The organism is Paenibacillus sp. lzh-N1 (genome assembly GCF_002872435.1).
In the GTDB taxonomy this organism is placed as follows: domain Bacteria; phylum Bacillota; class Bacilli; order Paenibacillales; family Paenibacillaceae; genus Paenibacillus; species Paenibacillus polymyxa_C.
In genome coordinates this window covers 4,799,053-4,812,427 of record NZ_CP025696.1, presented here as the reverse complement: position 1 = coordinate 4,812,427, position 13,375 = coordinate 4,799,053, and the positions used below count along the sequence as shown (strand labels likewise).

Here is a 13,375-nt window from a genome sequence, read left to right as displayed (position 1 = left end):
CATGATGGTCTACTCCTTTAGTTTTTGCGATGTTTTTTTGTCCTATATGGAAAACGCAATATTGCGTCCCTCTGCTCCGACGATTTGTAATTGGCAAAGGGGCTCAAATACGGTACACCGAATGAATGAAGCCCATTCAGATGTACAAAGAGCATAAGAATACCAACAGTCAACCCGTACACACCAAACATAGCGGCTATGCCTATGAAGGCGAAACGTAATATCCGGATTGGAATGGCAAAGGTGTACGAGGGAATGACAAAGCTGGAAATGGCCGTTATTGCAACAACAATGACCATAACAGCCGAAACGATGTTTGCTTCTACAGCTGCCTGGCCGATCACGATGGACCCGACAATAGAAACGGCTTGACCAACCGTCCGTGGCATACGAAGACCTGCCTCCCTCAGAATTTCAAAAACTACTTCCATGATCATCGCCTCAACAAATGCGGGAAACGGTACTCCTTCACGTTGCGCGGATAAGCTTAATAATAAAACGGTTGGAATCATATCCTGATGGAATGTCGTTAATGCGACATAAATGGCCGGAGCCAACATACAGATTGCCAGGCAGATGTACCTTAATATTCGAATGATACTGCTGTAAACAAAGGATTGATAATAATCTTCTGCCGATTGAAGGAAATCTGCAAACACCGCAGGTGCAAGAATGGCGAAGGGAGATCCATCCACAAATATCGCTATTTTCCCCTCCATAATTCCTGCTGCAATAGAGTCTGGGCGATCTGAATTGTAAAAGAGCGGAAATATCGTGAGTTGTTTATCATGGAGACATTCTTCCAAATATTCGCTTTCAAGCACGCCTTCTACATGCATGTTCTTTAACTTGGATATCATGTCCTGCACCTTTTTTGGGTCAGCGACCCCATGTAAATACATGACGGATATATCGGTCCTAGTTTTTTCACCAACTTTCATGGTAGTTAGACGTACTCTTGTATCCTTCACCCTTCGGCGAACCATAGTCGTATTCGTACGTAAAGTTTCTGTAAACGCTTCTTGCGGACCTCTGACCACTGGCTGCGTCTTCGAGTCCGAAATGCTGCGTTCTTCCCATCCAGGCAAAGAAATGACCAATCCTTCATCCATATCGTCTAGGAGGAGGAGAAGACCACCTGAGAGGATCTGTTCCAAGGCATCTTCAAAGTTTTGAGTAAAGCTTGCTTCACCAATGTCCAAAATTGCGTTTTTCAATAACGGTAAAGTGATCTCGTCAGAGGAGACACGATCATGCAACGGACGGATCACATTGTCCTGTACCTTTTGCATGTCAGTCATTCCGTCCAAATAAAAAAGAGCGGCGTGTTTATGACCAGCTGTGATTTCACGAACAACAAAATCCGAACTATTACCCATGAAGTCACAAATGAGCTCGATATTCCGGCATAATTGTCTTGAAAATTTGGTATGTAACTTCATTGTTACCCTCCTCAGATTCGTAGTATTAACAATAATCCGAAATAATACCACAATAATCCATGATTAATTATTCAAACAGGCTACAGATGACTATCCTTTTTTGGAATAGTTTACTTGTGTAGTATAATATTTTTGATGGATATTCTTTACTGTCAATTCATTTAAACATCCAGATAGAGAGGGATTTGATCATGCTATTCATTACAAAAAAATTGATCGACAAGCTAGCAGAACCTCATAGAGAATCTGACATGCTCATCTGCTATTCAACTCCACAGAGCTTTTCGGCTTATACAAGTCGAGCCATATTACTCTTAAATAATGATCGGATTATTATCCTTTTCCTCAATCTATTTTCCACAAAAGTAGTACAAAAAGTTGAATATGAAATAGCTGATTTACAAGAACAAAAATATCATTCTGGACACCTGTCTTCTGCAGTATGGTCATTTAAAATCAAAGGCCAGCACAGTAGGTTCAGGATAATCAAAAAAATTCTTACGCTTGGCTCTATGCAAAGAGATTTTCTAAATTTCTTGCAACAAAATATCTTAAACTAGCGACCGAGTAGATCGGTAATTCCTGTCTGTCTAAGGCAGAGGCACTGGAAGTACTTAATAAGGATAAGTGATGAAGGTAATATTCGGTGTTTTTTTGTTATATATCATTGATATCATTGAAGGGAGGAATTCTACATGAATGAACTACTTATAAAAAGCGATGGAATAGAAATCTGTAGTGAGAGTTTCGGCGAGCAAGTTCACCCAGCAATATTACTGATTATGGGCGCTCAATCCTCACTGATCTGGTGGGAGGAAGAATTCTGCCAGCGTTTAGCTGATACAGGTCGTTTTGTCGTTCGTTATGATAACCGAGATGTCGGATGTTCTACAACTTATGAACCGGGTCAACCAGACTATACTTTTGAAGACATGGCAGATGATGCGATTCGAGTTTTGGATGCTTATAAGATTGAACAAGCGCATATCGTAGGGATGTCTATGGGCGGAATGCTGACTCAGATGATAGCTCTACGACATCCAGACAGAGTATTAACGGTGACTCTTTTAGCCACGTCCAATTTTGCTCTCGATCTTCCACCGATGGAGGAAAAGGTTATGGACTATTTCTCGAATATGGAAGCAATAGATTGGACGAACGAACAATCGGTGGTTGATTTTGTGGTAGGTAGATCAAGAATTCTAGTAGGTTCAAAGCATTCCTTCGATGAGAATAAGGTGTATCAACTGGCAAAAGAAGAATGGAAAAGAAGCAATAATATGGCTAGTATGAATAATCACGCAATGCTGTCAGGTGGAGAATCCTATTTGGCCAGGACAGGGGAAATAAACGTTCCTACACTGGTTATACACGGTACTGAAGATCCGATTATCCCTTATGAACATGGAATACATCTTGCTAACGAAATTCCGCGTGCGTTTTTACTGGCATTGGAAGGTGCCGGACATGAGATTCACTATGACGACTGGGATTTGATTATCGATTCAATTTCAAAACACACTTCGATGCCAAATTAGTTTAATCAGCCGAACAATTAGATCAGATAAATTAGAGTAGAAAATGCAACTTTTCAAAGTTGTCATTAGAAATGTAGAGCTCTGTCCTACGGGATAGGGCTTTTTTTGGTTTTTTTCTATTTAATAAAAAGTCTGTGCTTAATTGATTAATAGTTTTTTAATGATTCTTAGTGAAATATTCGCTAAAAAATCATTAGTGACATTACAATGGGATATTCTATTTTCAGGGAACAAAATGCATCTACGATTCTGAAATTTACACAAAATCTTATTTAAAAGGGAGAAGAAGATGAATATATGAGTATCTTGGAGGATTTATACTATGGAAAATGGTACCCAAGCCAACGGACCAAGCCTAAAAACCCTGAGCTTGAGCTAGTCCATCAGAAAATATCCGCTTCTATGAAAGCATTAAAAGCAAGATTGTCGGAACAAGATTACGAATTAATTGAAGAACTATCCGATTTAAATGATGTACTGATTTCTATATTATCTGCCTCAGATTATATTTCAGGGTACAAAGCAGGGGCTTTGACGATAATTGAAATAATTGATGGGATAAACTATCGAAATTAAAAGATCGAGCTTTCAATGTATCGGCTTATTTATATAAGGTGAATCATATAACTTAAGTAAGATGTATTTTAGGAATGGACAGCATAAGAGAAGCATTTATAAATATAAGTCATAAGTCATAGGGATTAAGCCTTCCTGTTCTTATAACAATTAGTAATAAAAATAGTTTTCCATAAATTTGAATGATGTTATTATGTCTTAATGAACCTAAACTGAGGTAAATTATGACAACAATTAAAGTGACACCTGAACAACTTATATCAGTCTCTAAGAAATTTGAGCTTGCACAGCAAACCGCGATGCAAATGAATAGTCAGTTATTGCAGCATATCTCGTTTATGGAACGATTTTGGGATGGTATAACAAAGGAGCAATTCTATTATAGGTTTCAAACATCCCAGAAGAATATGACTGACTTTGTTACACTAACAGATTCGATTGCAAAAGAATTGCGTCATCATGCGGATAAATTCAGGTTAGCAGATATGATGGAGGATGGAAACCTAGACCCAGGTTGCTTGCCACCTCCACCGAATACTTGCGCAGTTCCTGTTGCGGATACACGAAATGCGCTCCAGAAATCGGCGGATAGCTTAGCAGAGCTTGGTCAGGATTTTGTAGCAGCCAATTCAGAACGATATGAAAAAAAATTTGATTCTTTCTGGAGCTTCATGGATTACATGACGTTCGGTATACCCAAAGGAATGTATCAAGGGTACATGGAACGAGCAGCTAAACAAAACGATTCATGGAATGATATGCTCAATTTCGGTACATTTGGTGTAACGGGCATGATTCAGGGAGCATTTAATCCCACAAATGCATGGTCAAAAGAACATATGGCAAATTTGATTGGTACAGCTGGTTTGATGATAGGTTCTACGACAACTAAAGCGCTGATTAAGCCCAAGAATATTTTGGAGGGATCTGTTAAGTATGAAGGTGCTAAAAGTACAAATATTTTAAAAGAAAGCGAACAGCACCCTGCTTTTGTAAGAGGGCTCAATACAGATATTGATGATATATTCAGAAAGAATCCTGATGATCCTTTAAAATAAGTTATTGGACCTGGAAGAGAGTCACATCCACAAGAATGGAATAAAATTATTGATGAGTTACATTCAGAGGGAGTAGAAGTAATATATAAAGGTAACACAATGGCATATTCTCCTAGCAAGGGAGGGCCTGGCCAACTAATAATAGATGAAGATGCTTCTATAGGAGCGTTAATTCATGAGTATACTCATTACCTAGACGATTCAAAACAAGGATTCCCCGGAATGAGTTACCATTTTCAAACAATAAATCGTGTGAAGATGGAATTAAATGCATATATGAGAGAAATAAAAATTGCCGAAGATATGGGACGTAATGATATTGCAAATATGTTATTTGAAAATTATATTCAAGAAAGAAGATTACTAACCGAACATTTAAAATAAAATAATTCAGGAGGAATAAAATGAATATAGTAAAAAAAATAGAAGAAGGAAAAAGTTCAATAGATGAGTTAGAAAATTTGTTGGAAGAGAAAAACCCCATAGTTTTATATCATGCAATGACACATATCGGAAAAGAGAGCATTCATACAGAGGAAATAATAAAAAAATTAAGTGGATTATCTCTGAAAAGGGAACCTCAAGATAAGCTGCTAGGCCATTACAAGGTGGGAGACTTAGCAATAGCTACTATGATAAAACTTGGGGAAAAAGAAAGTGAAATATCCGGATTTAAAATTTTAGATGATTTTGAAAAAAAGATGGTTTTCCGTTTATTTGAAGAAGTTGAATGGTAAGGCCTCCTGTTCGTCTGAATGAATGCACTTAATTCAAAACTTATTTCACCTCGAACCATGAGGAGGAATAAGTTTTTTTCATATCTAATGGAGGTGAACCAAAGGAATAGGATACTTATTCAAGCTGTAGAGCGTTTGTATTCAATTCACTTTGAAAGTTTAGTCAAGTCCAAAATTCGCCAAAAATGTCGCTCTAGGAGAAACTACTTAGCTGCTGAGTGTGTAGAGTAAAAGCCTAACCAATAATGGGTAACGGATACGGATATTACGCAATATCGAGTGGGCGAACGCTGGTGGTATCTTTCTGCGATAAGGACTTACCAAAGCTTTGCAAGGAAAAAGACGTGACCGGGCTGATCATTCATAACGACTAGGAATTCCAGATACAAAATAACAATCGTTTATTTAATGTATGGAATTTCCAAATGGTATTATTGTCACCATGTTGACGATAATACAAAATGCTGTTATTGTAATTATAGTCAGTAGGGTGACAATAAAAAGAAAAGGATATATTTATGGAATATTCTAAAGCGCTTAGAGAGTTATATATAATGCAACAAACTTACGCTACTTTTTTTTCCGTTACTAATAAGTTGCAAATACAAGGTGACAACTATTTTGAGAAATTAACATCACGACAGTACATGATCATGCTGGCAATAGCTCATTTGTCAGAGGATGAAACGACACTTGTTAATATTGCAAGAAAGTTAGAAACAAGCAAACAAAGTGCACAAAAGCTTATAGTCAATTTAGAGAATAAAGGATACTTGATTACGACACCGAGCAAACGGGATAAACGTGCCATTAATGTAGAAATCACAGAATTAGGGAAAAGAGTCATGCTGGAATGTGGTGAGAAAGCAATATGCCTAATGGCAGATATTTTTAATGAATTCACAACTGAAGAATTAGAAGTGTTATGGAGTTTATTGAAAAGAATATATGGTACTCACAACGAAGAGTACGTTGGTTTTGAGGAAGATGTAAATTATAAATTTGAAGACTTGGAAGAGTTTCAAGAAGCACAACTTCGAGCTTTAGATAATTTTATTTTACGAAGAAAACATATTTAAGCGTGGAATTGAAATAGATAACATTTTTCCATCAAAATTCTTTACTACTTTTGGAGGTTGCGAGATGAAATTACAAGTACAACCGAGAATTTCACTAATTGATGAAAAAATCGATTTTTGTGTCACAGGGTTACCACCAGAGAGTAAAATAAAAATAACTGCATCCATGCATTTTCCTTGGGCAGTTAGTGAAAAGTTTCAGTCATTTGCTTGGTTTACTGTGGATTCAAACGGTAGTGTTGATTTATCGAAACACAAACCTGATTCTGGAACTTATGATTATATAGACAGTATGGGGCTTGTTGCTTCTTTACAGAAGATTAATAGTGAGGGAGGAAATATCGCTCATAATATTTCAATAGATGATAGTGTATTTATTGACATAGTATGTGAAAATGGACAAGATCGAGAATGCATGAGACTAGAGCGTATGTTTAAGTTACCGGAAGTGAAAAGACATCAGATTACTGATGAATTCGTTGGAGAGTTGTTTTATACTGAAAACTCAAATTATAAAACGATTGTAGTATTGGGTGGATCTGATGGTGAACGAAGTGGTCTTTCGCTTTTGTCAGGACCATTGGCATCTAGAGGTTTTAATGTTTTAACCGTTGGATATTTCAATGAAAAGGGATTGCCTAAAAAGCTTGAGGAAATTCCTCTTGAATATTTTGAAAAGGTGTTCTCTTGGCTTAAAAGGAATCCATTAACATGTACTAATGAAATATATGTACATGGTACATCTAAAGGTGGAGAATTGGCGTTACTTTTGGCATCACGCTATAATTTCATTGCTAAAGTTGTGGCTTCTGCACCTCATGCATATTGTTTTCAAGCGTTGGATGGTTTGATGAGTGGTAAAAATGTTTCATCATGGTCATATGAAGGGAGATCATTACCATTTATACCAGTTGATAATGACATTTTTTATGAGCATCATCGTCATTGCATAGAAAAGAATATCCCTTTTGGGTTTATTACTACATATAAAAAAAGTGTGGAAAGGGCAAGAAATAAAGAGGAGGCTCGAATAAAAATAGAGAATGCAAATGCAAATTTATTGCTGATTTCAGGTCAGCAAGATAATATTTGGAATACTCACGATGCATGTGTAGAAATAATGAGTATTTTGAAAAAAAACAATTATAAATACAAATACAATCTCTTAGACTATAAGGATTTAGGTCACTCATTACCAATACCGTTTATTATACCTTTAAGCGAAACGTTGAACTTAAAAATGGGTGGAGGCGTTTTTACTTGTGGTGGTACTTTAAAAGGAAATTCTTTTGGTCAATCAGATTCTTGGCAGAAAACAATAGAATTTTTTATGAATTAGGGCGTGTCTTCAAACTCAGGCAAGCCAAACAATAATGGTTGCCAAGGCAAAAAAAGACTTGAATGTACACGCCAATTTACATAGTAAGTCGCCAGACGACGATAAATTCTTTACTTTATTAAAGGGCATTCCACCAAATAACGTTTTTTGTTAACGATCTTATCATATTTTAGGATGACTCGGCGATTTTTTTTTCGGGAATCACTGGAATAGCCTGTTGTTCCTTCAAAAACATGCGAATGGCATGGATATCTTACGCGCGGTCGTAAAACACTTGGGATGAACATTCCCGGGATTATTCGTATTAGGCTCCATGTTTTTTTCGACAAACACTAATGATGGAAGGAGATAAAGGAGTGAACGGTGTTTTATCCCAGTTCGAATATTGATTTTCGAAAAAAAAGCCGCGGCTCGTTAATAAACGCTGAAGCGTGTCATTATCAGTAAAGCGACATGCAATTCGAGAAGTTGTTTTCTCCGATCCCCAATCACGGAACGTGACCCAGTGCATGATCTGGTTACTTGAATCATACGACTGTGTCCCAGTTACCTTGACTTTAATTCCATCTTTATCGATAAAATTTCCCCAGATGCTTTCCTCTTGGTTAGATAAATCGGCTCCCAAGGGGTTTCGTGTTTCAAAAATAAACATCCCATTTGACTCTAGGTGCTTATAGACGGTTTCAAGTAAGGCTCGTTGATCCTCATCGCTCAAAAATGCTTGGAATGCATTTCCTGTCAAATAAATCATGGAAAAACGCTTCTCGGAATCAAATGTACGAGCATCAGCTTCAATAAAATCCACAGGCAAACCTTGAGCTTTAACCCGCGCTATTCAAGCATGGATGAAGAAATATCAACACCTGTTATATGTATACCCGATTTTGATAAATGAATGGTTGTCAATCCTGTACCACATGCAAGTTCCAGAACTTCGCCTGGGTTCAATCTAGCAATATCAAGATAGAAATTGTATTTATTAGTCTCACCGCCAAATTCAAGATCATAATTAATCGGGTCTCGATACTCTTCAAGATTATCGTGATCTATCAATACGAATCATCCCTTCACTACAATACCGATTTCTTTAAATCATCCTTCATCATACCATACATTTCTGGGTATTGATATAAATGGAAACCGTGTTGAAGTTTTATGAAAACGGACTGACGCACCAAGACATTTAAAATAAAAAAGCCGCTAATTTAGCGGATCGGATGAGGCAATCGTTTCGTCTTTTCATTTGAAAAGTTTACCATAACCTTGACTGAAATCATAGTTTTATAGTTTGAAGACACACACTAGTATAAGAGCTGCAAGATTCGCTCCCGATTTAACATCAATAGAATGGATGACGCTACTGAGGGATGCCATAACCCGATTAAAAAGCGCTGATTTGCGTATACGTGATGTTAAGGGAGAACTTTATATTGAAGAACGATAAAGGGGCAGCGTTTAAAATGGAAAAAATAATGGATGTTAGTTTAACTTTTGAGTCAAAAGATGAAGGTACAATTATAGTAGGAACAAACAAAGGATTAGACCATTTAACCTACCCAGAAATAAAAAAATCATAGATGATAAAATTCTTATTAAAAATGCAGATCAAATTGAGACGGTATTAAGCGTTAGCTCTGTTCAAATTTCAACCTCAATGGCTGAAAGGAAAAATATTGGAATATGCATTGGCAAGTTAGCATCTCCTGATCTTGTTCAAGTTGGGGCAAGTATTTACAGTATAGAAGAATAATTAATATATTGTAGACAAAATGAGATTTGTTGCTGTCAAATAAAATGCTTTAAAAAGGTGGTTCCCCCAAAAGGGGAAACCATCTGAATTTTTTTATGCGAGAAATTTTAGTATTCATTCCTCTTTGTTATAGGAATTTCTTCATTTCATTAAATGCTAACTCCCTGTGACCTGCTTGGCAGTGTTGCTCACCCCCCGTTTCTTTAGTAAATACTTTGGTTGTAATGGAAGCAGCATTGATTAATTCTTGTTGGATTTGTGCGAGTCGGCTAATAGGTACGTATTGATCATCTTCTCCAGCTAGTAAAAGAACATCTTGATTAATGAACGCCCCAATGCCTTGCATCGTGTGCTTTTCAAAATTTTTAATGAGATCAAAAGGCGTTGCTTCACCGGTGTTTTCCATCCCTTTGGTAATCTTCCAATGCAAATCAATATTGTGAGTCATCATCTGTTCGAATAATGAATTCACTTGATCTACTTCATTACAATCGACTAACTGCACTATGCTCTGGTAAGTTTCTTCTGGCATTCCCATTTTTAAGGCATCTAAACCACAATAGAAAATGTTAAAAGCAACTACTTTATCGATTCTCTTTTCGAAGGCTGCTGCACGCATAGCTAAATAACTGTACTTGCCAATAATCGCTTCAATAATTTGTAAGTTTTAATAGCTGACAGTATCCCTATGCAACGCTTAGCCATGTTTTAATTTGGTCTAATGTTGCCCCGCTTTTGGCTTGGTTGTAAATATAATCAATCATGTCATGCTTTTTCTGGATACGGTAGTGATGTAACCCATCGTTTAAACTTCCTTGGCTGTCATACTGGCAATACAACGCAGAAAACATGAGCAGGGTCAAGTAACGGTCAATCGCCTGAGTAGATCGAACCTGGTAACGATCCATGGCCAGTTGTACTTTCGCAGTTCGAAAATACGTTTCAATGTCCCAACGTTTGCTGTAATAGCATAGAATCTCTTCATTGCTCAGTGAAATATCCGTGCTCAGAAAGGCCTTCATCTGCTTAGGTTCAAAGCCATCTCCCTCTTTCCAACATAGGAGCAGGGCGGCATTTTCCAAGAGATTGAGCTTCCCTTCATAGCGATATACTCGGTAAGCGGAGGAGCCGATCGTCACCAGAACGGTATCCGATTTCGAGATATAGGAAGCAAAGTTTTTGAGCGATTGCCGGATGCCTTGAGGGTAGAAGATACGGTTCGTTTTCAAACCACTAATCACATGAAAGCCACGTTCCGCGCTCGTTTGGAGTACTGAAGCAGACGGATACCAGGAGTCCATTAGAACGTAAGTTCGGCACGTCGACATCGGAACAGACCGAATCATTTCACAAGCCAAATCGATTTTGCTTTTTGCTTCCCGATCGTAACGTTCTGAGGCAAAGGGGAAAACCCGGTCACCCGAGCGAAGCAAGGCTTGGACAACAACATGCCCGTAGACGGACTGACCTTTGAGATGAGAATGTTGAAACGAAGCCCCTTGAATCCTATGCGTAGCCTGTGACGAAGGCTTGGTTTTTTCACATACGGTATCGTCAAGGATGACAAAAAGGGGGCCATGACCTCGTTGAGCGATTTCCCTCATCTGCTGGAAAGCGACATGTTGAATAATACGTTTCAGGTAAGACGCGTTTCAGTTTCCGTGAGTTAAGAAATGACTCAAGGTTCTGCGGTCTCGATCCTGTAAACTTTCTCGGTAAATATCCGTTAAGGTACCTGAAAATCCAGTCGAAAGCATACCGTCTACGAAGTGCTTGATGTGATGAAGCACCAGTTTTGAGAAATACAGCGGAAGTTTCCATTGTTCCGACCGATTGTTCCAATGATTTTGTTGTGATAAAGTATACGCATGAGACATATCTTGTTCTCCTCTGCGTGGAGTGGTTGGTGGTACTTCTATTTTACGCAGAGAGTCAAGGGTGTCTCTTTTTACATTTCATAGAACTGATTTTGGGCAAGTAAAGTTAATCAAGCTAAGGGGTGGGGGGTTCATGAAACAGGTAAGTAGGTTATAGTGATAGATGGAAAAATAGAGTGGAGGAGTTAAGTATGGTCAAAAAACGAAAGATTTTACTAACCGCAACTATAGTCTATACCATTATTGTGCTTTATTTTATGTTCTTCGCTTTCGGCAGAGGAGAGGCTTCGGAGCAAATTTCCAGCTACACCTTTATTTTTATGCCCGAGAACTTCATTAGTTTGCCGTCTCCAGCTGATCTCCTGCATCCCAGCCTAATGAGTATGGTGGCTTTCGGGAACACTATTGCGTTTATTCCTTTCGGTATATTGATTCCATGGCTGTACCGGGTCAGCTTCGTCCGGTTCATCACCTTATTCTTCATCGCGATTCTTGTGCTGGAAACGATCCAGGCCCTTACATTCCTGGGCAGCTTCGATATCAACGACGCTCTTCAGAATTCGATTGGAGCAGCCCTCGGTTTTGGGGCGTACAAGCTTGGTTTCCGTTACCGGAGTCTCGGGCGCAATCTGGTGGCAACGGCTATATCGGGTATGGTTCTTTTTATAGCTTTATGGGGATTAGGGGCGGCGGTAGACAAAATAACAACTAAAGTAGAAGGTCCGTTTGTGGCGATCACTGAATGGACGGACAACTCGGGCAATTCATCCACCGGAGACAAACCGGACAGTATTCAAATCAACGGACAGAAGATACCGCTCCGCTATAACCTATATGGCGCTGAAGGCGGAGATTCCAGAACGTTCACGTACAAGTCTGAGGGACAGACGATTTTCTCCTTCGATTACGGATGCCCCGAACCAACGGATTATTCCGGTAGTATCAGTGTTACTCGGGATGGCAAGGAGATCATGAGCAATTCTGGAGAACTTCAGCGTACTAATCCTGATCTGTTCCCTTCGCTATTCAAGATTCCGCTTGAGCCGGGGGATGAGCTGAAGATCACGATTAAGGGCGACATGAAAGCATGGGATGTCGGGTATACGCGGATGCAGTATTTCTGGAACTGAGTGCTTAAAGGGATTTCGCCGCCATTTTATCATGAATAACACCTAGCGCTTGGGTTTTCAAGCGTTTTTTTGTACTTTTGAGATCGGGATTTTCAGAAACTTGGTTATAACCTAGGCTGGTTGGTTGTCCAATTGGGTATTTTAAAGGAGCTGAAGGTCTGGAGAACGATCGGCTCCTCATGAATTTCATCATTTTAAGCATCTCTTCCATGTAAGAATCATACCCACCAAAGACAAGTAATGTCTTCGTAACTCCAGGCGCCAACAATTTTACAGCAGGAAGATAGGAGTCTTCATAGGGAATCTTGTAGGATTCATAATCAAAATCATGAAAGCCTTTATTGAATGTTTCTCTATATTTTTGATACATTTTTTCTTTATTGAGGTCTGTGGTTGCAAGATAAAATTCTGCTGCTTGATAGTAGACTAAGGCTAAGTCATAGTCCTTGCTGTCTTCGCGTTTCTTTGCAAAATTGAGCCAAGCTTTATACCAGCTATGGGTGTCTTTTAATTTCGGAATCATTTTTTCCAAGTCAGCTTGTGCTCGATCATCTTCTTGATAATAATCATTGATAAAACGATTAATTTGAAGATTGAACTGTTCGTTATGGACATAGGATTTGAACATATATTGTCCTCCTTCAATTTGGGTATGTGCTTACTATAGAGTATAGTTACTACATAAAAAATAATTAGTATCGCTAATCTGTAAGATATCTTACATGTGATATATGAAGTGTTCGAAAACTTACACATAAGGAGCAAGTGGTTAAATGAATGAAGATATCAGAATTTATAAAACAAAAATAGCTATTTAGCGAGCTTTCATTGAATTACTCCAACAACATG

14 protein-coding genes and 3 pseudogenes are annotated in these 13,375 nt (G+C 38.3%); 10 read left to right on the top strand and 7 right to left on the bottom strand.

The features are described from left to right. Positions 1 to 17 precede the first annotated feature (17 nt). Positions 18 to 1,442: a spore germination protein gene (locus tag C0638_RS21390; RefSeq protein WP_058711097.1), complete on the bottom strand. Its 1,425-nt coding sequence runs from the start codon at positions 1,440 to 1,442 to the stop codon at positions 18 to 20. A 191-nt stretch (positions 1,443 to 1,633) separates the two neighbouring features. Here C0638_RS21390 and C0638_RS21385 point away from each other — a divergent pair, with 191 nt between their 5' ends. The 8 genes and pseudogenes from C0638_RS21385 (at position 1,634) to C0638_RS21350 (ending at position 7,769) form a co-directional block, all read left to right on the top strand. Further along, positions 1,634 to 2,002, top strand: coding sequence for a hypothetical protein (locus tag C0638_RS21385; protein WP_017428542.1), 369 nt, complete (start codon positions 1,634 to 1,636; stop codon positions 2,000 to 2,002). Positions 2,003 to 2,137: 135 nt separating this feature from the next. Next, positions 2,138 to 2,980 (top strand): alpha/beta fold macrolide esterase, encoded by an 843-nt coding sequence (locus tag C0638_RS21380; RefSeq protein WP_058712566.1) that lies wholly within the window; start codon positions 2,138 to 2,140, stop codon positions 2,978 to 2,980. Between the two features lie 297 nt (positions 2,981 to 3,277). After that, on the top strand, positions 3,278 to 3,556 hold the full coding sequence (locus C0638_RS21375) for a DUF6809 family protein (protein WP_013371066.1): 279 nt from the start codon (positions 3,278 to 3,280) through the stop codon (positions 3,554 to 3,556). A gap of 224 nt (positions 3,557 to 3,780) precedes the next feature. Then, positions 3,781 to 4,506, top strand: a pseudogene (locus tag C0638_RS21370) (WXG100 family type VII secretion target); the annotation flags it as partial. Between the two features lie 207 nt (positions 4,507 to 4,713). After that, positions 4,714 to 4,998: a hypothetical protein gene (locus tag C0638_RS21365; RefSeq protein WP_014599736.1), complete on the top strand. Its 285-nt coding sequence runs from the start codon at positions 4,714 to 4,716 to the stop codon at positions 4,996 to 4,998. A gap of 20 nt (positions 4,999 to 5,018) precedes the next feature. Beyond that, positions 5,019 to 5,351, top strand: a complete 333-nt coding sequence (locus tag C0638_RS21360; RefSeq protein ID WP_102163770.1) for a hypothetical protein — start codon at positions 5,019 to 5,021, stop codon at positions 5,349 to 5,351. A gap of 518 nt (positions 5,352 to 5,869) precedes the next feature. Next, positions 5,870 to 6,430: a MarR family winged helix-turn-helix transcriptional regulator gene (locus tag C0638_RS21355; protein WP_058712563.1), complete on the top strand. Its 561-nt coding sequence runs from the start codon at positions 5,870 to 5,872 to the stop codon at positions 6,428 to 6,430. A 64-nt stretch (positions 6,431 to 6,494) separates the two neighbouring features. After that, a complete protein-coding gene (locus C0638_RS21350) occupies positions 6,495 to 7,769 on the top strand; it encodes an acyl-CoA thioesterase/bile acid-CoA:amino acid N-acyltransferase family protein (protein WP_058712562.1) in 1,275 nt (424 codons plus the stop codon). A gap of 304 nt (positions 7,770 to 8,073) precedes the next feature. On the opposite strand, the gene C0638_RS21345 is transcribed toward C0638_RS21350, so the two are convergent. Both C0638_RS21345 and C0638_RS25890 read right to left on the bottom strand, forming a co-directional pair. Next, positions 8,074 to 8,574, bottom strand: coding sequence for a class I SAM-dependent methyltransferase (locus C0638_RS21345; protein ID WP_058712568.1), 501 nt, complete (start codon positions 8,572 to 8,574; stop codon positions 8,074 to 8,076). 26 nt (positions 8,575 to 8,600) lie between these two features. Further along, positions 8,601 to 8,822: a methyltransferase domain-containing protein gene (locus C0638_RS25890; RefSeq protein WP_013371074.1), complete on the bottom strand. Its 222-nt coding sequence runs from the start codon at positions 8,820 to 8,822 to the stop codon at positions 8,601 to 8,603. A 377-nt stretch (positions 8,823 to 9,199) separates the two neighbouring features. Between C0638_RS25890 and C0638_RS25885 the strand changes: the two genes are divergently transcribed. After that, complete coding sequence (locus tag C0638_RS25885) at positions 9,200 to 9,346, top strand: hypothetical protein (protein WP_233902244.1); 147 nt, start codon at positions 9,200 to 9,202, stop codon at positions 9,344 to 9,346. A 300-nt stretch (positions 9,347 to 9,646) separates the two neighbouring features. Here C0638_RS25885 and C0638_RS21330 read toward each other — a convergent pair. The 3 genes and pseudogenes from C0638_RS21330 to C0638_RS21320 form a co-directional block, all read right to left on the bottom strand. After that, positions 9,647 to 10,147 (bottom strand): annotated as a pseudogene (locus C0638_RS21330) (alpha/beta hydrolase); the annotation flags it as partial. 58 nt (positions 10,148 to 10,205) lie between these two features. Next, on the bottom strand, positions 10,206 to 11,123 hold the full coding sequence (locus C0638_RS21325) for an IS701 family transposase (protein ID WP_013371077.1): 918 nt from the start codon (positions 11,121 to 11,123) through the stop codon (positions 10,206 to 10,208). Positions 11,124 to 11,171: 48 nt separating this feature from the next. Continuing rightward, positions 11,172 to 11,396 carry a hypothetical protein gene (locus tag C0638_RS21320; protein WP_013371078.1) on the bottom strand — a complete coding sequence of 75 codons (225 nt, stop codon included), beginning with the start codon at positions 11,394 to 11,396 and terminating at the stop codon, positions 11,172 to 11,174. A gap of 191 nt (positions 11,397 to 11,587) precedes the next feature. Between C0638_RS21320 and C0638_RS21315 the strand changes: the two genes are divergently transcribed. After that, complete coding sequence (locus C0638_RS21315; RefSeq protein WP_013371079.1) at positions 11,588 to 12,526, top strand: VanZ family protein; 939 nt, start codon at positions 11,588 to 11,590, stop codon at positions 12,524 to 12,526. Positions 12,527 to 12,704: 178 nt separating this feature from the next. Here C0638_RS21315 and C0638_RS21310 read toward each other — a convergent pair. Next, positions 12,705 to 13,154: pseudogene (locus tag C0638_RS21310) on the bottom strand (alpha/beta hydrolase); the annotation flags it as partial. Positions 13,155 to 13,375: the final 221 nt, after the last annotated feature.

Bases quoted from the DNA above. Each gene is read 5' to 3' on its own strand.
- C0638_RS21390 (WP_058711097.1), bottom strand. From the start codon at position 1,442: ATGAAGTTACATACCAAATTTTCAAGACAATTATGCCGGAATATCGAG.
- C0638_RS21385 (WP_017428542.1), top strand. From the start codon at position 1,634: ATGCTATTCATTACAAAAAAATTGATCGACAAGCTAGCAGAACCTCAT.
- C0638_RS21380 (WP_058712566.1), top strand. From the start codon at position 2,138: ATGAATGAACTACTTATAAAAAGCGATGGAATAGAAATCTGTAGTGAG.
- C0638_RS21375 (WP_013371066.1), top strand. From the start codon at position 3,278: ATGAGTATCTTGGAGGATTTATACTATGGAAAATGGTACCCAAGCCAA.
- C0638_RS21365 (WP_014599736.1), top strand. From the start codon at position 4,714: ATGGCATATTCTCCTAGCAAGGGAGGGCCTGGCCAACTAATAATAGAT.
- C0638_RS21360 (WP_102163770.1), top strand. From the start codon at position 5,019: ATGAATATAGTAAAAAAAATAGAAGAAGGAAAAAGTTCAATAGATGAG.
- C0638_RS21355 (WP_058712563.1), top strand. From the start codon at position 5,870: ATGGAATATTCTAAAGCGCTTAGAGAGTTATATATAATGCAACAAACT.
- C0638_RS21350 (WP_058712562.1), top strand. From the start codon at position 6,495: ATGAAATTACAAGTACAACCGAGAATTTCACTAATTGATGAAAAAATC.
- C0638_RS21325 (WP_013371077.1), bottom strand. From the start codon at position 11,123: ATGAGGGAAATCGCTCAACGAGGTCATGGCCCCCTTTTTGTCATCCTT.
- C0638_RS21320 (WP_013371078.1), bottom strand. From the start codon at position 11,396: ATGTCTCATGCGTATACTTTATCACAACAAAATCATTGGAACAATCGG.
- C0638_RS21315 (WP_013371079.1), top strand. From the start codon at position 11,588: ATGGTCAAAAAACGAAAGATTTTACTAACCGCAACTATAGTCTATACC.